The organism is Ruegeria sp. AP7, from assembly GCF_056539905.1.
The window spans coordinates 167,230-188,626 of the sequence record NZ_JBQFVT010000008.1 but is presented as its reverse complement, the minus strand read 5'-3'; the positions used below and the strand labels follow the sequence as shown (position 1 = coordinate 188,626).

22 protein-coding genes are annotated in these 21,397 nt (G+C 54.2%); 10 read left to right on the top strand and 12 right to left on the bottom strand.

Annotation, left to right across the window (positions count from 1 at the left end; all coding sequences use genetic code 11):
* Positions 1-319: 319 nt before the first annotated feature.
* Together ACR0KN_RS15460 and ACR0KN_RS15455 are read right to left on the bottom strand one after the other, a co-directional pair.
* Positions 320-1,147, bottom strand: a complete 828-nt coding sequence (locus ACR0KN_RS15460) for a class I SAM-dependent methyltransferase (RefSeq protein ID WP_480654790.1) — start codon at positions 1,145-1,147, stop codon at positions 320-322.
* A gap of 188 nt (positions 1,148-1,335) precedes the next feature.
* Positions 1,336-2,166 carry an alpha/beta fold hydrolase gene (locus ACR0KN_RS15455; protein WP_480654798.1) on the bottom strand — a complete coding sequence of 277 codons (831 nt, stop codon included), beginning with the start codon at positions 2,164-2,166 and terminating at the stop codon, positions 1,336-1,338.
* A 379-nt stretch (positions 2,167-2,545) separates the two neighbouring features.
* On the opposite strand from ACR0KN_RS15455, the gene ACR0KN_RS15450 reads away from it, so the two are divergent.
* Positions 2,546-3,292, top strand: a complete 747-nt coding sequence (locus ACR0KN_RS15450; RefSeq protein WP_480654788.1) for an SDR family NAD(P)-dependent oxidoreductase — start codon at positions 2,546-2,548, stop codon at positions 3,290-3,292.
* Positions 3,293-3,340: 48 nt separating this feature from the next.
* Here the strand turns inward: ACR0KN_RS15450 and ACR0KN_RS15445 are convergent, their stop codons facing one another.
* Positions 3,341-4,096 (bottom strand): N-acyl homoserine lactonase family protein, encoded by a 756-nt coding sequence (locus ACR0KN_RS15445; RefSeq protein WP_480654786.1) that lies wholly within the window; start codon positions 4,094-4,096, stop codon positions 3,341-3,343.
* 152 nt (positions 4,097-4,248) lie between these two features.
* On the opposite strand from ACR0KN_RS15445, the gene ACR0KN_RS15440 reads away from it, so the two are divergent.
* From ACR0KN_RS15440 to ACR0KN_RS15430, 3 genes are all read left to right on the top strand, one after another.
* Positions 4,249-5,256 (top strand): pyridoxal phosphate-dependent aminotransferase, encoded by a 1,008-nt coding sequence (locus ACR0KN_RS15440; RefSeq protein ID WP_480654784.1) that lies wholly within the window; start codon positions 4,249-4,251, stop codon positions 5,254-5,256.
* 192 nt (positions 5,257-5,448) lie between these two features.
* Positions 5,449-5,922: a DUF427 domain-containing protein gene (locus ACR0KN_RS15435; protein WP_480654782.1), complete on the top strand. Its 474-nt coding sequence runs from the start codon at positions 5,449-5,451 to the stop codon at positions 5,920-5,922.
* Positions 5,923-6,006: 84 nt separating this feature from the next.
* Complete coding sequence (locus ACR0KN_RS15430) at positions 6,007-7,248, top strand: ABC1 kinase family protein (protein WP_480654780.1); 1,242 nt, start codon at positions 6,007-6,009, stop codon at positions 7,246-7,248.
* Positions 7,249-7,422: 174 nt separating this feature from the next.
* Here ACR0KN_RS15430 and ACR0KN_RS15425 read toward each other — a convergent pair whose 3' ends face one another.
* Complete coding sequence (locus tag ACR0KN_RS15425) at positions 7,423-7,869, bottom strand: thiol-disulfide oxidoreductase DCC family protein (RefSeq protein ID WP_480654778.1); 447 nt, start codon at positions 7,867-7,869, stop codon at positions 7,423-7,425.
* 756 nt (positions 7,870-8,625) lie between these two features.
* On the opposite strand from ACR0KN_RS15425, the gene ACR0KN_RS15420 reads away from it, so the two are divergent.
* The 4 genes from ACR0KN_RS15420 to ACR0KN_RS15405 are packed head-to-tail and all read left to right on the top strand — an operon-like array spanning position 8,626 to position 13,012.
* Positions 8,626-10,140 (top strand): FAD-binding domain-containing protein, encoded by a 1,515-nt coding sequence (locus ACR0KN_RS15420; RefSeq protein WP_480654776.1) that lies wholly within the window; start codon positions 8,626-8,628, stop codon positions 10,138-10,140.
* On the top strand, positions 10,137-10,274 hold the full coding sequence (locus tag ACR0KN_RS15415; RefSeq protein WP_480654774.1) for a DUF2256 domain-containing protein: 138 nt from the start codon (positions 10,137-10,139) through the stop codon (positions 10,272-10,274). Before ACR0KN_RS15420 ends, ACR0KN_RS15415 begins: the two co-directional genes overlap by 4 nt.
* Positions 10,271-11,515 (top strand): FAD-binding domain-containing protein, encoded by a 1,245-nt coding sequence (locus ACR0KN_RS15410; RefSeq protein WP_480654772.1) that lies wholly within the window; start codon positions 10,271-10,273, stop codon positions 11,513-11,515. The genes ACR0KN_RS15415 and ACR0KN_RS15410 overlap by 4 nt, the downstream gene beginning before the upstream one ends.
* A 3-nt stretch (positions 11,516-11,518) precedes the next feature.
* Complete coding sequence (locus tag ACR0KN_RS15405; RefSeq protein WP_480654770.1) at positions 11,519-13,012, top strand: cryptochrome/photolyase family protein; 1,494 nt, start codon at positions 11,519-11,521, stop codon at positions 13,010-13,012.
* Positions 13,013-13,624: 612 nt separating this feature from the next.
* On the opposite strand, the gene ACR0KN_RS15400 is transcribed toward ACR0KN_RS15405, so the two are convergent.
* The 7 genes from ACR0KN_RS15400 to ACR0KN_RS15370 all read right to left on the bottom strand — a co-directional run bounded on the left by ACR0KN_RS15400 (position 13,625) and on the right by ACR0KN_RS15370 (position 17,459).
* A complete protein-coding gene (locus ACR0KN_RS15400) occupies positions 13,625-13,882 on the bottom strand; it encodes an alcohol dehydrogenase catalytic domain-containing protein (protein ID WP_480654768.1) in 258 nt (85 codons plus the stop codon).
* Between the two features lie 82 nt (positions 13,883-13,964).
* Positions 13,965-14,210: a hypothetical protein gene (locus ACR0KN_RS15395; RefSeq protein ID WP_480654766.1), complete on the bottom strand. Its 246-nt coding sequence runs from the start codon at positions 14,208-14,210 to the stop codon at positions 13,965-13,967.
* Positions 14,211-14,336: 126 nt separating this feature from the next.
* The gene (locus ACR0KN_RS15390) at positions 14,337-14,585 is read right to left on the bottom strand and encodes an enoyl-CoA hydratase/isomerase family protein (RefSeq protein WP_480654764.1); all 249 of its coding nucleotides are present in this window, start codon (positions 14,583-14,585) and stop codon (positions 14,337-14,339) included.
* A gap of 27 nt (positions 14,586-14,612) precedes the next feature.
* Positions 14,613-14,810, bottom strand: a complete 198-nt coding sequence (locus ACR0KN_RS15385; RefSeq protein ID WP_480654762.1) for a hypothetical protein — start codon at positions 14,808-14,810, stop codon at positions 14,613-14,615.
* Between the two features lie 92 nt (positions 14,811-14,902).
* Complete coding sequence (locus tag ACR0KN_RS15380) at positions 14,903-15,691, bottom strand: SDR family NAD(P)-dependent oxidoreductase (protein WP_480654760.1); 789 nt, start codon at positions 15,689-15,691, stop codon at positions 14,903-14,905.
* 12 nt (positions 15,692-15,703) lie between these two features.
* On the bottom strand, positions 15,704-16,669 hold the full coding sequence (locus ACR0KN_RS15375; protein WP_480654758.1) for an LLM class oxidoreductase: 966 nt from the start codon (positions 16,667-16,669) through the stop codon (positions 15,704-15,706).
* A gap of 13 nt (positions 16,670-16,682) precedes the next feature.
* Positions 16,683-17,459 carry a CmcJ/NvfI family oxidoreductase gene (locus ACR0KN_RS15370; RefSeq protein WP_480654756.1) on the bottom strand — a complete coding sequence of 259 codons (777 nt, stop codon included), beginning with the start codon at positions 17,457-17,459 and terminating at the stop codon, positions 16,683-16,685.
* Positions 17,460-17,566: 107 nt separating this feature from the next.
* On the opposite strand from ACR0KN_RS15370, the gene ACR0KN_RS15365 reads away from it, so the two are divergent.
* Positions 17,567-18,478, top strand: a complete 912-nt coding sequence (locus ACR0KN_RS15365) for a LysR family transcriptional regulator (protein WP_480654754.1) — start codon at positions 17,567-17,569, stop codon at positions 18,476-18,478.
* Between the two features lie 196 nt (positions 18,479-18,674).
* On the opposite strand, the gene ACR0KN_RS15360 is transcribed toward ACR0KN_RS15365, so the two are convergent.
* A complete protein-coding gene (locus ACR0KN_RS15360; RefSeq protein ID WP_480654752.1) occupies positions 18,675-19,166 on the bottom strand; it encodes an RNA pyrophosphohydrolase in 492 nt (163 codons plus the stop codon).
* A gap of 137 nt (positions 19,167-19,303) precedes the next feature.
* Between ACR0KN_RS15360 and ACR0KN_RS15355 the strand changes: the two genes are divergently transcribed.
* The gene (locus ACR0KN_RS15355) at positions 19,304-21,331 is read left to right on the top strand and encodes a 2,4-dienoyl-CoA reductase FMN-binding domain-containing protein (RefSeq protein WP_480654750.1); all 2,028 of its coding nucleotides are present in this window, start codon (positions 19,304-19,306) and stop codon (positions 21,329-21,331) included.
* Positions 21,332-21,397 lie beyond the last annotated feature (66 nt).

The following is a 21,397-nucleotide window of genomic DNA, read 5'->3' as shown; positions in this document are numbered from 1 at the left end:
TGGGGTGGCTCCTCTCAGAAAGCAGACATAGACACCTGCAATATGGCGCATCGCGACGCCGGTTGGAGCAGGAGCCATCCACCCCATCAGCTTTGACGGGCTGCAACGCAGCAACCGAGTGTGGCAGCCAAAGGCCGGTTTGGGCCGTCCTTTGGCAGGCCAACGGTGGCAATCAGTGCTTCGAAGTCACTCGTGCAAGATGCAGCATCTGGAATTATGGGCTCGAAGCGGTCGCTCGTAGAGTTTGGGCGAACGTCTGCTGTAAGTGGACAAAGCTGCCGCTCGGAGAGCGTGCGTAATCACCAAAGGTTTGAAAAAATCAGCGGCGAACGGCTGAAATGATGACAGACGGAGCCGGAACAAGAAAACCGCCATTGTTCCTGGTGCCTAGAGTGCGAGTACGTTCTGCCAAATCAGAGCGAATTGAATCTCGCTTCATAGCTGGCTGCGATCCCAACAGTGATGCCGCGCGAACGGCACCTTGGTCAAATGCATCAAACAAATCTTCAGGTTGCTGTACATACAATTCAGACGGCACATCGAACAACTGAACCTCTGCAAATCCCGCATTGGTGACCATAGGTTCAGCAGAAGAACGGTTGGCAAGCATATGAGCATCTGGTCCAAAAGGTAGTGTTACAGAGGGGTCGCCCAGTCGTCCAACCGCATCGAACAACCAACCGAATGCACCATCTGATCCTTTCCCTTTCCAGATTGAAAACGCGATACGCCCTTCTGGTCTCAATACCCTTGCCGCTTCCGCCAAGCCGCGTTCAGGATCGGGGAAGTGCGGTACACCAAAACCAATAGTGACAGCGTCAAAGCTGTTATCGGCAATGTCCATCGACATCGCATCCCCTCGAATGAAGGAAGCGCCTGGCACAGCAGTCTGAGCAAGGGATATCATGGCCGCAGAAAAGTCGAGCCCAGTTACAGAAGCGCCTCTTGTCGAAAGCTCTGCAGCGACAACACCATGCCCAGTGCATAAATCAAGAACTGTTAGCTTTGGTCCAGCCGACACCGCGTCCGAAAGCCTCTCCGCAACAAGGAGCGTAGCTCGGTTGAACCCATCTGCGTAACCTTTAGCGATAGCTGGATTGGCCCAGCCTTCGCGCTCCATCTTATCAAAGTCATCAAAGTTGGTCATGCATCTTCCAAATCAAGTCAGCGTAGCATCAACAATTTTCTGAACCCAATAGAGCACTCTTCGCACCAAATGACAGCCTCCCGACAGCCTCGCCACAGCGTCCGCAGTGGGCTCGCAGCAGTCTTTCGCTACGTAGTGCATCAATGATCGCTGTGCGGACAAAGCAGACATTAACTCCGTCGAACTATTCAATCACCGATCGTGCCAGTCGGAATGTTCAAAACGAATTGTGTTATTGCTTCTGCCAGTAAGTCCGGGCGTGTGACAGGCGCGCCGTGGCTGACACCGTCCACCATCTGCAACTTTGCTGTGTCAATGCTCGCGCCCGTTTGCTCGGCCATAAGTCGATATTGATCGAGCGAGTTTTCTCCAAACATAATCAATGTTGGGCACGTAATCTGAGCAAACTCCTTTGCAGACAAAGGCTTGGCCTGCTCAGCATGAAGATCCGGCAACATTGTATGGCAGTTCTCTAAGTGAACCTTTTGGAAATCTGGATGTAAGTCAAAAAAACCGCCGGATGGCATGCTGTAGACCGCTTCAAGGCCGGTACGCATGCCCGCTTTGAGATCGCCATTTTCGGCGAGAGCATAGGCGGGCTCCAAGCCCTTCCACGCGACCTCGCGCGCTTCCTTTAGCGGGCCTTTCTCTATTGGCGGCTCGCACTCATACGAGGGTTCGAAGATGTTCAAAGAGAGGACTTTATTGGGAATGGTTGCGGCGGCGCGCAAGAGAATACCACCTGCGTAGGACCAACCGGCGAGATGCACCGGGTACTCGAGGACTTCCAGCAGGTTGATCAGGTCTTCCGTGTGGATACGCCGCGCGTACGGCTTCTCATCAGGCCAGTTCCAATTGCCAAAATGACGTTGAGTGTAGGCCAAGAATTTCGCGTGCCGGAATATAGGTTTCCAAAGACCACACCAGATGCGGTGATCGGCCCATGCGCCATGCACAAAAAGTATCGGTTCACCGTTCCCTGCTACGACAAGCGGGAAATCGGTTCCCTTGACTTCCATCGGATGTGGCGCTGGCATTCCGGCTAAATCAACGTCAATTAGGTTTTGGCTCATTCTTCAAAGCCTAGATCATACCATGTAGCCAAGCAAATTCGGCTTCTAATATTGTGCCGGGGTGCTTCTGAGTTCGGTTCAGCTTTGTGACTCGAAACAGACGTTCCCGGCACTACACCTGAATGAACGCTGTGCGGACGAAGCTCCAATTCGCTACTACGCAGCATCTGGGCAGAAGAATGTTAGAAACGCGCGGAAAGTGGACTTTGCGAAATCGAGCTTGAGCCCTCAGCGGACGTGAACCAAATTCGAAGAGAATTGACTTTCACCGCTTTCGGATCAAAGGGTTGCGAATTTTTTAGTTCACAGTACCCCAGATACGGCCATGGTTGGAGGAGTGATTATGAAAACAGCGGTTGTGACCGGCGCTGCGGGAGGGATGGGTCAGGCCATCTGTCGCCAATTGCGGACAAATGGGTTTCATGTGATTGGTTTGGACCTCAGTGAAGAGCGACTAGACGAACTTGCGGCAGAACTGGGTTCGGATTTCACGCCTATCTGCGTTGACTTAACGGATCCCATTGCTACCGCTCATACGTTTGATGGAATTAGGTCAGCGTATGGCGGTCTGGATGCTTTGGTAAATAACGCGGGCACCTGCTACATGTCTGACTTCCCGCACATTCCGCCCGAAGAACTCGAACAGCAGATGACAATCAACTTCAACTCTGCGTTCTACTGTTGCCAGCAGGCGGTTCAGTTGATGTTGGAACGCGAAGGCATCAAAAAGATTGTAAATATCTCGTCGAACGGAGCTTACAATTTCGATGTGTTCGACCCTCCGCACTACCGGGCGTCAAAAGCGGCGTTAGATACTCTTACGAAAGATCTCGCCCGTCGATACGCACAGGAAAAGATCTGTGTGAATTCTCTGGCTCCTGCCATGACTGAGACACCGTTGTTCAATGTATTAACTGAGGAAGTCTTGGAGAAAGCCGTTAGTGCCATGCCGCATGGTCGTGCGATGCTACCTGAGCAAATCGCCTCTTGGGTCGGTTTTCTCATTTCGCCGGCCGGTGATGTTTCCAGTGGGAATGTGATTATTCTGAACCAAGGGCGCGACGTCAGATAACTCCTAGGCGCACCGTTGCATTTATGGATAGTGGTTCACGGGGTGGGATCATCTGTAGACTTCTGGTGCTTTTTTCAGAACAGGCCACTGCTTTGGACAATGCCCATAGATTACAAAGGCATCTCGCTCGGATGCTAGACGCATCAACCTGTCTGCGCTGGCAATCGCTGCATCTTCGTCCCAAGACCCGGCAAATTTCTCGTCGATTTCTGCTGGTCGGGAAATCGCATCACTGGTTAATAAAATCGGCCCCGACGGAAGATCGACCATTACCGCGATCTGGCCAGGCGCATGACCGGGTGCCATCAAAACGAAGATACCCGGCCCAATCTCTGTGTCGCCGTCAACCAAGAGATAATCCTGATCGGGCCATTCCAAAGGCCGCATGTCGCCCCAATACAAGGGGCGAGGTAAGGCTCGCTCCGCAGAAGAGATAAGAATTGGACTGCCTGGAAAGTCACCCAAAGCACCGATGTGGTCGATATGGGTGTGCGTACAAATCTGCAACGTAATATTCGACGGAATGAGTCCGAGTTTTGCCAGTTGTGCGCGTGGCAGATTATCTGGCTCACATTTCAGGACTTCGCCAAACTCGAACAAACGATCTTCTTTGACCGCGGCGTCGGTATCAATGGCGTATTTTTCAGGAAATCCAGTGTCGATGAGTATTGCTTCTCCCAAATCTGTCCGGATCAGAAACCCGCAGATTCCTATGATGCGGCCAGTGGAATGGACCTTGAACAGCCCGTAGTCCAAAACCGCAAGGTCAATCGGTCGACCTTTGACAAATCCCTCTGCTTGCACAGACTATCTCCCTGATTGACTACAAAGATTTTGAGTAAAGCATGAAAGTCAAGATACACACACTCTTTCAGTACCTACTGGATACCACGGAAGCGGATCCAGAAGCTTTCGTTGGGTTTTCCTTGTCCGAGTCGCCGCGTTTGGGTGAGTTCATGGATGCGCTGGATCCTGCGCTGCCGTTGGATTGGAACCAAAAGAGCTTTCGGGGCCTGCCCGCTTTACGACGACATGTCTTGGACCGCGCCGGCTTGTCTGCTGTTTGCAAGCCAGACAACGTCCTGATCACCGCCGGCGCAGCAGAAGCCAATTATCTTGCATTCATGCAACTGGTCCAACCGGGCGATGAAGTCGTAACGGAACGCCCGGGCTGGCCACAAGTGGGAGTATTGGCAGAGGCAGTCGGCGCGACGCTCAAAGTTATCGACCGAGAAGAGAGTGCTGGTTGGTTATTGCCGCTAGACGAAGTTGAGGCGGCAGTAACAGAACGCACGCGGCTCATCTTTATAACCAACCCCAATAACCCCACCGGGCAGTTGATGACCCAAGCAGAGCTGGAAAGGCTTGTTCAAATTGCAGATCGTGTCGGCGCATGGCTGGTTGTTGACGAGGTTTATGCAGGATTGGAGTGGGTCGGATCCCGCGCCCCTTCGATTGCCGGTTTGTATCCTAGGGGTATCACGACGAGCAGCGTTTCCAAGGCACTGGGGCTCCAGGGGCTACGCACCGGCTGGATGATATGCCGTGATCCAGATCTGATTTGGGACGCTATTATTCTGCGGGAAAACTCGAGCGAAATTATGAATATACTCGGCGAAGTCATTGCCGAAATCGCCTTGAGGCCTGACCGATATAATCAGGCTATAAAAACTGCACGAGCAGCTGGGATGAAAACGCTGGAACGCCTGGATCGGTTTGTTGCCGATCAACCCAGCCTCGATTGGGTCAAACCTCAGGCAGGATTGATTGGTCTAGCACGACTCGACGGGATTGATGGCGATGTGTTCGCCAAACGTTTGCTCGCCAATCCCTATCGGACATTTCTTTTGCCGGGCTCGTCGTACGGGATGCAGAACCACATCCGCTTGGGTGTTGGAGGAGGTGCCGCTGCCAACCTAGACCTTGGCCTTGAACGCATGAGTAAACTGTTGACGAACTGGTAGACTCAGGAGCCTTACGGCAGCGGTAATAGCTGTAAATTTGGTTCAGCAATGCTGCCGCCAGAACAAAGCTCACACCCGTTACCATCGTGGTACAAGTTCGCCTGCAATGTGTTGAAAGCTTTCACGCTAGAAAAACTCCCTCGGCGCGCTAGCTCACCAAAGGACTAGGCGAACACTCTATCCGAATCCGTAATGACAGCTTTGAAAACTGAAGACGTCCAAGACTATCCGCGGCCACCTGCGCTTCGTGCAGTTCCCCTTAACGTACGGATAGAGCTCGGCGGTCAAACAATCGTGGAAACCGATCAGGCGTTTCAGGTTCTCGAAACCCATCACGCCCCCACGTATTATATTCCGCCGCAAGGCATTGATGCCGTTCTGACAAAGGCCTCGGGTAGATCATTCTGCGAGTGGAAGGGTGTTGCGAGCTACTGGGACGTTCAAAGCGGGGCAGCCGAGGCTAAGAAAGCTGCGTGGAGTTATACTGCACCAACCACCAGATTTGAACAAATTAAGGGCTATCTCGCCTTTTACGCCGGACTTATGGACGCTTGTTTTGTTGGTGAATACCGGGTGATCCCGCAAACCGGGGACTTCTATGGAGGCTGGGTCACCGAAAACTTGAAGGGTCGAATAAAAGGCGCTCCGGGCACGGAATTTTGTTGAGTATTGATGACCGACCCTAAATCCTCGCCAACCCCTTTGGCAGTTCCTACAAGCCGTTTGGTCCGGGTTGCCGGTTTGAGCAGCATGACGGCAGGCATTGCGGGGAACATGGCAGCACGCGCCCTAAGAGAGATCGGTCGCGGTGCGCGACCCGATATGCGTGGATTGTTGATGACACCCGGCAACGTGACACGAATCGCGGATCAGCTTGCGCGTATGCGAGGGGCCGCGATGAAGGTGGGTCAGTTGATTTCGATGGATGCAGGTGAGGTCTTGCCGTCTGAACTGGCTGACATCATGGCGCGTTTACGAGATCAGGCACATTTCATGCCGCCTAAACAATTGCGTGATGTCTTGAATCGAGCCTGGGGTCCAGATTGGCGAAAATCCTTCAAAGCTTTCAATGTTAGGCCTGTAGCGGCTGCAAGCATAGGGCAAGTACATCGTGCAACTATTAAAGACGGGCGCGATGTGGCGATCAAAGTGCAATATCCCGGTATCGCGCGCAGTATCGACAGCGATGTCGCCAATGTTGCTGCTCTGGTTCGCATCTCAGGTTTGCTTCCCAAGAGCTTTGATCTGGATCCGTATATCCAAGAGGCGCGCAGTCAACTGCATGAAGAAACCGATTATGAACGCGAGGGACAGCACCTGCGCCATTTTGCTGACCTCTTGCAAAATGATGAAGCATTTGAAATCCCGGAGCACTTTCCGGATTGGAGCACTCCCGAAGTTCTAACGATGTCCTTCCTGGAAGGGCGCCCAATCGAAACGGTGAGTGATGCGCCCAGTGAGGAACGCAATCGAGTATCCGACGCCTTGGTCCAGCTCACGCTGCGTGAGGTTTTCGAGTTCGGTATCATGCAAAGCGATCCGAACTTCGCCAACTACCGATACAACCCGTCAAATGGCAAGATTGGTCTTTTGGACTTTGGCGCAACCCGAGCACTGCAATCCTCTGCAATAGACGGTTATTTACGTCTGCTGCGTGCAGGCTTGCGTAAGGATGACCCAGATCTTCGTAACGCTGCCATCCATATGAAGCTTATTGAAGGTGATGGCCCATTCGACAACAGGATCCTCGGAATGATACGTAGCGTTTTCGACGCAATCCTGTCTGCGAAGGAGTTTGATTTTGCTGACAAAACGCTCTCCAACCACTTGAACAAAGAGGGTATGGCTTTGGCCGCGGCCGGGTATGTCCCACCCCAAATGCCAATGGAAGCTCTTTACCTTCAGCGAAAGATTGGAGGGATATTCTTGTTGGCCACTCGATTGAGGGCTTCGTTGCCTGTGAGGACCCTTCTCGAAAAGTACACCACCTGAACGATCACTATTCACGCAAAACCAACAAGCCGAACAATAACAAACCTGTGTCACTGATCAGCGTGACCAACCCAATACGAAGCGTGAATAAGGCGCGAATGTTGCGAAGTGCGGATTCGAGGAAGTTATTGACGGGCTAATCCCGCCTTTGGAAATAGCCATAGTCTAGGTTGATCATGTTGACGAACTCGTCCTGTTATCTGGCTTCGCTCCAAACCAAGACGCTATGCTCGAAAGCGTTGACCTTAAGGGCAGGAAAACCCGGTATGCAAGTTCTAGCAGAGGCGTTACCCCCGGTAAGCCTGCCACGCGTGCCAGCCAACGCCATTTGGGTAAAGCACCCCAGAGTTCCGTGAACCCGCGCGCACCGGTCACAAGTTCTCCATCTGGTCGGCGCACAGTGAATCGATCCATCGCTTCTTGTCGCGTTAGATTTGGACCAATAAGAGCATTGGGTTCTGAAACGTCGACAAACCGCAGGTGTTCAGCGCCTAGGCAAGAAGCATAATGCCCGATCTCAACGGAGCAAAGCGCGCATGATCCGTCGTAGTATACCGTAGTAAGGGATTGATCGGTGTCATCAGAATTGAGTGCAACCTCAGCATTATCCGTTTTGTACATTTTGTTTGCCCATACCTCTTGGGTTTCGCCGCTACATTTGTATGAGCTAGCGCAAAAACCAAAGAAAAGAGGGGGCAGCTGTGGCGCACAGATGCGCTATGAAGCCGCAACTTGGAATGCTGCAATTTAGACTTATCGGCAGCTTCGCTGGAATTGCAGGCGTACCAGCAAATATGTTGAATGAGGCGCGAGGTTGTTAGTTACATCGATGATTGCCGAAGAGTACTTAAAAATCGCCTGCACAAAAGAATGACTATGGCAGAAAATTCAGTGGTTTCCGTATCGAATGATCGGCGAGGCTATATGCTGCATGAGCCTAGATTACCGATTTCGATACGCAAACTGGATGGTTCGGTTTAAATTTAGCTTTCTCCCATTAACGGTGCTTTGGGGGCGGATGTTCTGGGGTTCGCCGCCAATGGCGCCAGAGGTGCATGGTGGCATACAGATCGTTGTGGTGGTCTTTTTCTTAACCTGTACTCAGAAATCAGAATTCGAACAAAATAAAGCTGGTCTATCCGGTTCTGGGCATCGTGTTTTTGGGCTCAGAGTCGTCAACAACTATGTCACTTTCGGCTAGGTCTCCTTCTTCAGGCCAGACGCTCATCAGTGAGTTCGCGGAAACTTCCAACCTTCGAGTGCCAAAGGCCGATAGCGCCGGTGCAAAGGCTGCGTCGACAGCGGAATGGAGAGGAGGTTGGAACAAAGATCCATTCTTTGCGGCCACACGTACAATACTTGAAGAACGGAGGTGTCGTGCAGGTTGTTTGGTTCAAACGGGATTTACGGGTAAATGATCATCCGGCAATAGCGCAAGCGTCTGAGGTCGGGCCAGTTCTGCCACTCTACGTGGTTGAACCAGAGCTTTGGCAGCAACGCGACGCTTCAAAACGCCAGTGGGATTTTGTTGCTGAGACAATCGCTGGTTTACGAAAAGAGCTCGGGAAACTGGGCCAGCCACTTGTTGTTCGCACCGGGCAAATTGTGTCGGTCCTTTCCGAGTTGAAAGACCGTGGTCTAATTGACGTCCTTTGGTCACACGAGGAAACAGGAAATAGTTGGACGTATCAGCGGGACCGCCAGGTCGCTGCATGGTGCAGGGATCATGCTGTACGGTGGCACGAAGTTCAGAACCATGGCGTTTTTCGCAGGCTCAAATCCCGTGACGGCTGGGCGGAACGTTGGGATAGATTTATGGCTCTGCCCATTTCTTCACCAGTTGCGCTAGAGCATATCAGCATAGAACCAGGATATATTCCCACTGGGCGCGACCTCGGCTTGGGGAACGATTCATGTACGAGTCGTCAAGCCGGTGGGCGAACTGCGGGTTTGGAACGCTTGAACAGCTTTCTGATCCACCGTGGCAAAAGATACCAACGCGAAATGTCCAGCCCGTTGGAGGGGGCCGTTGCGTGTTCGCGGCTATCGCCCTACCTGGCTTGGGGGGCGCTTTCGATGCGCGAGGTTTCGCAAGCTACTGAAAAGCAAAGACGCAGATTGCCGCCGCATGCAAAGGACTGGCGCAAATCGCTTCGCTCGTTCTCGGGCCGATTGCATTGGCATTGCCATTTTATTCAGAAACTTGAGGATGAACCTCGGATTGAGTTTGAAAACCTGCATCGGCTATACGACGGTCTTCGTCCCACGGCACCAGATGCTGAACTCTTGGCTGCTTGGTCCAACGGCGAAACCGGGTATCCCTTTTTCGACGCATGCATGCGGTCGTTGCAAGCGACCGGCTGGCTCAATTTTCGGATGCGCGCAATGGTGATGGCCACGGCGAGTTATCATCTCTGGCTGGATTGGCAGGCCCCGGGGGAGCATTTAGCGCGCATGTTTACTGACTACGAACCAGGCATTCACTGGAACCAGGTACAGATGCAATCAGGCACTACTGGCATCAATACTGTGCGGATTTATAATCCGGTTAAGCAGGGCCATGATCAGGATCCAAAAGGGTTGTTCATTCGGACATGGGTGCCGGAGTTATCCCAAATCGCGGATCAGCACATCCACGAACCCTGGAAAGCTCAAAACGCGAAGCAAATCCTTGGAAAGCTCTATCCAGGGCCAGTTTTTGACCATCTCGCGGCAGCCAAGGCCGCGCGCGAGCGGGTTTGGGGCGTCCGCCGAAGTGCGGAGTTTCGCACCAAAGCACGAGCCATCGCGACAAAACACGCAAGCCGAAAGACAAGACCGAATGCTCGCAGAGGCCCGCGGGCGTCTCAAGATCAAAAGCAACTCGCCCTGCCTTTGGGGGAGCGGTCATGAAAATGTGGAAGAAAGTCGATTTGCCGCAAAAAATCTGCCCGGTCTGTCAGCGCCCTTTCACCTGGCGCAAGAAATGGGAAAACATTTGGGATGAAGTGAAATACTGCTCAAAAAAATGCAGGTCGGCTGCATGACCGAGAAATTTCTAGAACTCGCGAAGGCGAAAGAAACGATCAGCTTCAAACCTACACGTACCACTGGTCTGGAAAGGCTGAAGCAGTTCGTTGGCCGCACTGGGCGGCAATATACAACTACGCGGAATTACGATTTTGGGACCGAGCGACGCTGCAATGTATCAGCTTTGTCGCCGTGGCTGCGCCACCGTTTGATAACGGAGAAAGAGGTTCTGGCAACGGTACTGGCCGTGCATGGTTTCAACGTGGCAGAAAAGTTCGTGCAAGAAGTGTTTTGGCGCACGTACTTCAAGGGCTGGCTGGAACAAAGGCCCAGCGTCTGGGCACTATATCAGCGGGACTTGTTGAGCGCTTGTGAGCGGCTAGCAAATGACGAAGGCCTAGAGATCCGCTTCAATGAAGCCGTTAAGGGCAATACAGGCATCGACTGTTTTGATCATTGGGCTCAGGAACTGGTGGCGACTGGCTACCTTCATAATCATACGCGCATGTGGTTTGCTTCAATTTGGATTTTTACGCTTCGTTTGCCGTGGCAGCTTGGGGCAGATTTCTTTTTGCGACACTTGCTGGATGGCGATCCCTCATCGAACACGCTGAGCTGGCGGTGGGTTGGCGGATTGCACACGAAAGGCAAAACCTACCTCGCGCGACCTGACAATATTGCCAAATACACTGAAGGACGGTTTCAACCAAAAGGCCTCGCCGAATTTGCAGAACCGATGACCGAGCAAGTAGATCACCCGCTCATTCCTCTTTCGAGCCCGCGCTCACCCCCAGACTGTCCTTATCTGTTGCTGTTGACGGAGGATGATCTGTCAGGTGAAAGCGTAATGCCGACATCGCCTGCTACCGCGATCGGGCTTTTAGCGACGCGTGGCCGGTCTCCAAACCCGATGGGAGACGCCGCAAAAGACTTTGCCAAGGGCGCGATCAGCAGCGCCCTTGAACCCTACGAAAAACCCGCAAAATCGGCCGACGACTGGTGTGGTCCGCTGATCGAGGCAGCGCGAAATGCGCGTGTCACGACCATTGCAACAGCCTACTCGCCTGTTGGCCCCACTCGGTCACGATTGGATCGTGTGGAACCCTTATTGAGAGATGCAGGTCTATCATTGATCAGGATAATGCGGCCGTACGACGCGATAACGTGGCCTCATGCAAGAGCCGGATACTTCGGCCTTCGAAAGAAGATCCCATTGCTCTTGGATCAATTGAACCTGCCCTTCCAACGAAGACTTTAACCCGTGTCCACTGCCACCCTACTACTCCCCAACCAATTGTTTGCCCAACACCCGGGTCTGGTCGCCCAGCCAGACGCTGCTGTGCTTTTCGAGGATCCGCTGTTCTTTGGCGATGCGCATTATCCAGCCACGATGCACAAGCAAAAGCTTTGGCTGCACCGCGCTTCTATGGCGCGCTATCGCAACGGCTTGGTCGCCAAGGGACTTGATGTCACGATATGGCCCTTTGAGCGGCAACCGGGCGCATGTCTGCGATTGTTTCAAAGTCTGCGCGATTGCGGTGTCAGCCGAATAGTTATGGCTGATCCTGTAGACTTCATTGCAGAAAGACGGTTTCGCGCGGCGGCTAGCAATACCGAAATCACGCTTGATATCCAGCCATCACCCGGCTTTCTGAATACGCGGGCCGACAATATGAATTGGTCTGCAGGTCGAAAACGTTGGCTCATGGCCGAGTTCTACAAAAGCCAACGCCGGCGCTTGAACGTGTTAATGGAAAGCGGTCAACCGACTGGCGGACAGTGGAGCTTTGACGAAGAAAACCGCAAAAAAGTTCCCAAAGCGCTGTTGGATAGCCTGCCGCGGATCGACTGGCCTGACCATGATGCAGTTGATGAAGCCGCAAAAGCGAGCGTTCTAGCTGATTTTCCAAATGCACTGGGCAGTCTGGAAACGCTATATTATCCGACATCACATAAAGCTGCATCCGATTGGCTAGCGCAGTTTCTGGAGCGGCGGTTCGAACGTTTTGGCGACTATGAAGACGCCATTGTCGAGAGCGAAAACTGGCTATGGCATGCCGTTCTCACGCCTGTTTTGAACATAGGATTGTTGACGCCCAAACAAGTTTTGGATGCGGCCCTCGCGCACGCGGATCGAAAGAGCATTCCCCTGAACTCGGTAGAAGGATTCATCCGGCAGATCATTGGCTGGCGCGAGTTCATGCGCGCGACATATGAGGACATTGGTGTGCAGATGCGAACAACAAATCATTGGGGCCATCACCGCCCCATACCCCGCTCTTTCTATGATGGAACCACTGGTATTGATCCGCTGGACGACACGATCAAAAGGGTACTCAAAACCGGGTATTGCCATCACATTGAACGCCTTATGGTACTGGGCGGTTTCATGTTTCTGTGTGAGATTGATCCGGACCATGTCTATCGCTGGTTCATGGAAATGTTCGTCGACAGCTATGATTGGGTAATGGTTCCAAATGCCTACGCGATGAGCCAGCATGCCGATGGCGGTTTAATCACCACCAAACCGTACTTTTCCGGTTCAAACTACGTTCGCAAAATGAGCCATTGGGGCAAAGGGCCTTGGTCCGACATATGGGACGGCCTTTACTGGCGATTCGTTCTGAAACACACCGACAGACTTGCTGGCAATCCTCGATGGGCGATGATGTGCCGTACGGCGGGACGCATGTCGCCAGAAGTCAAAAACAAGCATGTCACGACAGCCGAAACCTTTTTGCGACGGATAGCATGAGCGCGGGCTTTATGACACCGGATATGCATGAATCGCTCGATTTCCTAATGTCGGCTTAGTCCGCAGTACGCTCATTGGGGCACCGTGAAGCACTGATCAAAGTGGGCTCAAAGCAGTCGTTTGCTGCAATCTGTTTGAGTGTCTGCTAAATTGCTTTACCAACATTCTGTCATATGACACCTTTCACTGTGCCTCGCTTGAAATCGATCGTTGTGTGGCATTTATCGTGGTATATATTCAATATAGCTCAATTTATTATATATTTAACATAGACCTGCAGGATTATTTATACTGACTTCGTCTCCGCCACTAAACCGCTCATATCATGGGCATTCTTCTGGAAAAACCATATTATTTTCAAGCGCGTAAGGTTTATTTAACCAGCGAATGCCAGTGTTTCCCGCATGAACTCCCGCATAGAATCCCGCATGGATGCGGTATTTGAAGGAGTGCACTGCTATGGGCGTCACATTGGATCGAGGCCGCTATTATTTCGTAATGAATGTCCCAAAACATCTGTTTGGCAAAGTACTGGGCAAGGCGGGCATCCGCGTTGATGTACTCTGCCAGAGAGCCCGGAAGATCCATCAAACCACCGGCGCAGCCATACACCTAATCACCTATAGCAAAGCCTGTCACTCCGTCGCCAACCGCAACAACGGTGCCGGCAAAATCCATGCCAAGCACAGCGGGCAATGCTGAGGAAAGGGGCAGGTCCGCGCTCATATTTAGGATCATCGTGTCGACGGTATTGACACTGGTGGCGGCCACTTTGACCAGCACATGTCCGGGTGAGGCGACCGGGTCGGGCATCTCAGTGGGCTCAAATGCCGCGTCGGGTCCGTAGTTATTCAGAACCATTGCTTTCATTGGGATATTCCTTTTTTGGATGTGACACCCGGCGCGCGCTGTAACAACGCACGCGGGATAAGATCATTGGGTTCGGGGTTGGTCAGTTGATGTCCTGCACCTGCATCACGAGATCGCCCCAGTTGCGCTGGTTTTCGATGTCGTGTTCCAGACCCTGTTCATCGGCGAGTGTGAAACGTTTGACGGCCGGGGTCTTGCTGGTCGCCTGATACAGCCAATAGGCTTCGGCCTTCAGCGCCTCATCAATCGGTTTGTCGATGGATTCATAGACCATCTGCTTGCAGTCATTGATCGACTCCGCCGGGAATTTCGCAATCCGCTCGGCCAAAGCTGTCACATAGGGGCCAATTTCATCCGGCTCCAAGGCTTTGTTGATGGTGCCCAGACGCTCTGCATCATCAGCGTCATAGTCTTGCGAGCTCAGAATGATCTCAAGCGCTTTGCCAAGACCGGTCTAACGCGCCATGCGCGAGGCACCGCCACCGCAGGGCAGGATGCCCACTCCGACCTCCATCTGCATGAACTTGAACTTGCCTCGCGCCGCAAAGCGCATGTCAAGCGCCAGCGCCAATTCGTGCCCGCCGCCGCGCGCGAACCCTTCAAGCTTGGCGATGGTGGCTTGCGGCACCTTGCTGATCCGCTCACATACCGATTGCAGGTCCAAAAGCTGTGAATCTTCGCGGGATACCGCCTCGGTCGACATGTCCTTGAGCAGCTCGGTGTCGTAATGTCAGACCCAGATTTCCGGATTGGCGGATTGAAAGATCACGACCTTGGTGTCGCGATCGCGCTTAAGCCGCATGGCCAGACTGTTAAGGTCGGCAAGCATTTCCTGGCCTTGCACGTTCACAGAGCCAAAGTCGAATGTGACCGTGGCGATGGCATCTTCAACAGTGACGTCGAAGGTTTGAAAGTTCTCGTATTTCATCAGGCAATCCTTTCTTGGGCCTCGACGCAGCACGCGTGAGGGTTTGGGGAGTGTTGAGAGTGGAAATGCGCGGCGTGTTTGCGCCGCTTGGCTCAGCCCGCTTTGGCGATCAGGCCTTTGATGGTGCTCATGACGTTAGCAACGTGATCGGTGTCCAGTGCTGCGGCATGCGGGTTTGCGAAAGCGCCACTATCATTGTCGAAATAGTCCCCTGACGCGTCAGCGAATCGCGCGCCCAAGGCGGCATCGATCAGGATATCCGCGCCTATGTTCATGTCATTCCCGGCAACGCCAAACCCCTCTTGCACCATTTTCGAGGCCAAAAGTGATCCGGGATTTACCGCAACCATCACCGGCGCATCAGCTTGGGATTTGGCCCATTCCCGGGTCCATATGGTGATCGCCAACTTGCTTTGGGCATAGGCTTCCATATCCGCCAGCGGCACATTGCCTTGCATCGCCTTGATGTTCACTGGGGCCTGTGCGGCCGATGACAGGTTCACGACGCGCCCGTTCGCCGGAATGATCGGCAGCAGCAATTCGGTCAGCAGATACGGTGCAAGAGTATTGACGACAAAGCGGATGTCCTGCCCGCTCGCAAGTACAGCTTGCGGGGCTTTCAGCACACCCGCGTTGTTGATCAAAACATTCAATCTGTCATATTTCGCCCGCACGTTCTCGGCCAGTTCGCGCACTGCGGACAGGTCGCTCAGATCAGCGGCATAGATTTCGGCAGCGCCACCGACTGCGGCAGCTGCGCTCTCCAGTTTGGATTTACTGCGTCCATGCAAAAGCACGTTGTGTCCTTCGGCGGCCAGCTTCTTGGCCGTCAGCAAGCCAATGCCGTCGGTTGAACCTGTAATGAGAATGGTCTTGGTCATCGGTTTGATCCTTTACGAAAAGTCAGGCAGGACAGTGTCCGCCAAGTGTTCAAGAGTTGCGTCGATAGGCGCTTGATTGAACCTGAGGTTCAGCGCGACATGATTGATCCCAAGCGCTTCAATCTCGCGCAGGTAGCTGCGCAGAAAATCGATGCCGGACTGAAACCCAAGGTGGATCGGGCGTGGTGGTGCGGCAGGATCGGCAACAACATCGACATAGAGCGATTGCATCACAGGCTTATCCGGTTGTCCCGCTGCCTTTACACGGTGCCGATAATCCGCGATGACCTGCCCCTGGGCCACCGCATTGCGCGGATAAGTCATCCAGCCGTCGCCGTTCCGTGCCACCCAATCGGGCGTTTGCTGGCTGCCGCCGGTAACAAGCATCGGCAGACGCGTGCCATGCGGCTTGGGCAATAGGTCAATCCCGCCACCCAGTTTGCCCTGCGCGTTTTCATGTTCCGGATAATCGGACCCCACTGCGCGGATGTACTCAACGCTGTCGCGGAAACGCGCCCCTCGGTCATCATATCTCTGGTTCATCGCCGGGTACTCTTCGGGGCGGTCACCGGACGCAACGCCCAACAGCAACCGCCCTCCCGAGAGCACATCTGCGGTCGCCGCCGCCTTGGCGACATGGGCGGGGTGGCGCAAGGGCAGGATCACACTCGACGTTCCAAGGGCAATCCGGTCTGTCGCCGTTGCCAGCGCCCCCAGATAGACAAATGGATCGAAGACCTGTCCGGGATCACCGAAGCTTGGAACATTGAAGGGCACGTCCCGCAGCCAAAGGGTTGCAAACCCAATTTCCTCGGCTTTCTGAGCGGCTGCCAGATGCCCCCACAGCGTCGGCTCTGCGCCAACGGAATAGGCTTCGAGAGGCAACACAAGGCCAACGCTCAGCCGCCCGGGACGGAACACCCGGTTGTAGGCCACATTGATTTCGGCAAACTCATTATGCTGCATTTTATCCAACATGTCTGGGCCCCTTTTAGTAGCGCACCAAAGTGCGGCTCTCGATGCTTTTGCGAATGGTCGTGACGCCCGCGTCCTCGACCAAGTCGAGCGCGCTATGGGCAATCGATGGCAGTCCTTGATTGTCATAGATGTTGAAGATCGCGACCTCATCCGGCGTCATCTTGGATTGATAGACCCATTCATGCTGGGGATTTCCCACCAGCCCCATGATTTGCCCTTTGCGGTCGGGATAGATCAGGTCCAGCAGAATCCAGTCGGACGGATCCACCGATGCCGGACGAACAAAGCCCAAAGGTGCCGAATTGATCGGATGCTCTAAAGGACGCCATACGTTGACAAAAGCATAGTGACCCCGCGCCCACTCCGCCGCGATCTGGGTACCCAATAGATCGACAAGCCTCTGCTCGGCTCCGTCCTTGCTGTAGTCACTATGAACGTTGCGCGCAGGTTTTCGCGTCGCATCCGGGTCATCTGTCCGAACCGTGTGATCGAAAACCGCAACCTCGCGCGCACCAAGTTTTTCCCGCAGTATCGCTGTCAGTTCCGCCTCATAGCTCTGTTTCCAAGCGCTGCCGGAAAAGTCCTGAACCCGCGTTTCCAGTGGCGTGAATTCAACGGCATCAGAGGCAAACGCAACAGAGGTGGTCGTCGCGCGCATATCGGTCAACGTCACAGAGGTTGGGGCCAATTCAGGAGAAATCAGGTTTCCCGCAATCCCACTTGCATCCAGCTCAAAAGCTTGCCGATAGGGCTTGTGAACATGGTAGTTGACTGTGGCTTTTCGTTTCACTTGCGCCTCCTGCTTATGCAGTGTTGCATCCATGAGGGGTATTTAACGCCAACCCATTTGCATATAAACTGACCTTTCTTGGATTGATAATTCGGTTTTTGCAGATAATGGGACTTGATACAGACGCGCTCCGCCTGTTCGTAAGGGCAGCGGAAATGTTGAACATCAGCGCCGCAGGGCGCGGATTGGGCATGGCCCCAGCTGTCTCAAGCGCAAAGCTTGCCAAGCTGGAACAAAGCCTGGGGTCTGAGCTGTTGCATCGCACGACGCGCAAAGCGTCACTTTCCGTCGAAGGCGCCGATTTCCTGCCTTTCGCCCGCGAGATCATCGCACAGGAAGAGGCAGCACTTACGGCTTTGGGCAAGCAGACAGCGACTCTAAAAGGCACTTTGCGCTTTGCGGCACCCAGCAGTTTTGCGCAACTCTACATCGCACCGATCCTGCCGAAATTTCTTCAACGGCACCCCGACCTCACGCTCGACCTGCATTTGTCGGATGTGCAATTCGATCTGATCGAAGGCAGTTATGATCTGGCCCTCAGAAACGCGCCGCTTGTCGATACCAGCCTGAAAGGCCGCAAATTGGCCGATGACCGGCGCATGCTCTGCGCTGCTCCGGGCTATCTCGACACGCACGGCACCCCCAAAGCGCCCGGCGATCTGACAACCCATCACTTGATCGCCTTCCAAAATCGCCAACCGCGGCTGTTGACTGGGCGGGCAGGTGAAAAAGCCGTTTTCGATCCCGCATCGGCCAAAAGTCAATTGATTATCGACGACGGCCAAAGTCAGGTCCGCGCCACGCTCGCCGGGGCAGGTATTTCCTTGAACGCCCTGTGGAGTGTGCATGACCACCTGAAATCTGGTCGTTTGACACAGGTCCTTCCGAGTTTTGAGGCAGCAGAAGACAACGTCTTGTGGCTGATCTATCCCAAGTCCAACGTACTCTCCCCCAAAGTGCGGGTTTTCATGGACTTTTTGATCGCTGAGATTGGTGCAAAGCCACCTTGGGAAACATGAGCTCAAATTAAGTTTCGCGCGCTGTCAGACATTCTGACGCCAATGTCGGAGACAGGCGTTGAGCGGACATGCCTTGTCCAATCGCAAAAGTCTGGTTTGTCCGCATATCGGCCATTCTTCAGACCCTTTGGTACCGCTCCGCTTTGAGAGATTGACTGTCTGCAAACCGACCCGCACTCAGTGAAGTGAACTGCGGTCAAATCTCAGGCAAATGTCCTCGAAAGACCTCGACCACACGCGCATACACGTCTCGTTTGAAGGGTACGATTTCATCAACGAGCCGTGACGGTGTCTGCCACTTCCAGTGGGTGAATTCCGGGTGCTCAGTTGCGATGTTGATCTGATCATCCCGCCCCAGAAACCGCATCAGGTACCATTTCTGCTCCTGCCCGCGATACCTGCCCTTCCAGATTTTGGGCACAATGTCATGCGGCAAGTCATAGGGCAGCCAGCCGTCGGTCTCGGCGATGATTTCGACCAGATCTGCAGTCACGCCGGTTTCTTCCCGAAGCTCGCGCAGGGCGGCATCGCGCGGGTCTTCGCCCTTGTCCACACCGCCCTGAGGCATCTGCCAGGCGTCTTTGTGGCGGTCGTTACGCTGACCGACAAAAATCGATCCCTCGGCATTCATTAGCATCAGCCCGACACAGGGGCGATAAGGAAGTTTTGCTATCTGGTCGGGGGTCATATGCGGCCTCATGAACATGCTTTGAAGCGTCTGTAGCAAGCACTGCGGAAAACACAAAGGGAATGACGTTAGGTTTCGCGTGACAACGGTGACGCGAAGGTCAATCTGACGGACAAAGTCGGGAGGGAGAGTTTGCCATGACTGCGTACCCAAACATGCTGGCCCCGCTGGATCTGGGCTTTACCACGTTGAAGAACCGCGTGCTGATGGGCTCGATGCATACCGGGCTGGAAGAGACTGGCGACTGGAACCGTGTCGCCGAGTTTTACGCGGATCGCGCTCGTGGCGGTGTGGCCTTGATGGTGACGGGTGGAATTGGCCCGAACCTAGAGGGCTCGGTCCTGCCCGGGGCCTCGATGATGACCAATGAGACAGAAGTGGCGAACCATTCCATCGTGACCAAACGCGTGCATGAGGCGGATGGCAAGATCGCAATGCAGATTCTGCATGCGGGGCGGTACGCCTATGGGCCGAAATGCGTCGCCCCCAGCCCGGTGAAATCTCCAATCTCTCCGTTTCCGCCGCATGAACTGGACGAAGAGGGCATCGAAAAGCAGATCAGCGATATCGTCAACGCCGCTGTTCTGGCCCAGAAGGCGGGCTATGACGGGGTCGAGATCATGGGGTCCGAGGGGTATTTCTTGAACCAATTCCTCGTGACCCACACCAACAAGCGCACCGACCGCTGGGGTGGGTCCTATGAAAATCGGATGCGCCTGCCCATCGAAGTGGTACGCCGTACGCGCGAAGCCGTGGGGACCGATTTCATCATCATCTATCGCCTGTCGATGATTGATCTGGTGCCCAATGGGTCGACCCATGACGAAGTCGTTGAACTTGCGCAGCGGATTGAGCAGGCCGGGGCCACAATCATCAACACTGGGATCGGCTGGCACGAGGCGCGGATTCCAACGATTGCCACCAGCGTACCCCGTGCGGCCTTTGCGTGGGTCACAAAGAAACTGATGGGCAAAGTTGGCATCCCGGTGATCACCTCGAACCGGATCAATACGCCTGAAGTGGCCGAAGAGGTTTTAGCGACCGGTTGCGCTGACATGGTGTCTATGGCCCGTCCGATGTTGGCCGATGCGGATTTCGTGAACAAAGCAATCGCCGGTGAGGCAGCGAAGATCGCCCCGTGCATCGCCTGCAATCAAGCTTGCCTGGATCATACCTTCAGCGGCAAGCTGACCTCGTGTCTGGTCAACCCGCGTGCCTGTCATGAGACCGAATTGGTGATCGGCAAGTCCGCGGTACGCAAGACCGTGGCCATTGTCGGCGCGGGACCTGCCGGTTTGTCGACCGCGATGACTGCCGCCCAGCGCGGCCATGACGTAACCCTGTTTGATCGCGCCGCCGAGATCGGCGGACAATTAAACATGGCCAAACAGGTGCCGGGGAAAGAAGAGTTCTGGGGACTGGTCGACTGGTACCGCACCATGATGGACGATCTGGGTGTGACGGTCGAACTGAACCGCGAAGTCAGCGCGGATGATCTCACCAGTTTCGATGAAGTGGTCATCGCCACCGGTGTCACCCCGCGCGATCCGCAGATCCCCGGACAAGAGCAAGACAATGTGCTCAGCTATATCGACGTGCTGCGCGACAAGGCCGAGATCGGCAAATCGGTTGCTGTGATCGGGGCCGGAGGCATCGGGTTCGACGTCTCCGAATTCTTACTGGAAGATGGCCACAGCCCGACCACGGACCTGCCTCTTTGGATGAAGGAATGGGGCGTCACTGACCCGGCCGAACATCGCTCGGGACTGGCACCCGAAGGTCCGCAGCCTGAGGTGCCCGCGCGGCAGGTCACGTTACTGCAACGCAAAGCACAGCGTCACGGCAAGGGGCTCGGCAAGACAACGGGTTGGATTCATCGTGCGACCCTAAAGATGAAAGACGTCAATTTCGTAGGCGGCGTGAATTACGAGCGCATCGATGATGACGGCCTGCATGTGAGCTTTGGCGAGGCCCACGAAGACCCGACTGTGATCCCGGCGGATACGATCGTACTGTGCGCGGGTCAGGTCTCGGACCGTTCACTGGCAGATGAGCTAATTGAACGCGGGATAACACCTCATGTGATCGGCGGCGCAGATGTGGCCGCCGAGTTGGACGCAAAGCGCGCGATCAATCAGGGGACGCGGCTGGCGGCAACTTTCTAAATTGCATCGGATTGGCGCCAATCCGGTTGCCAATCCTTGCTATAGTCTCCCGTTTATCGTGAAGTT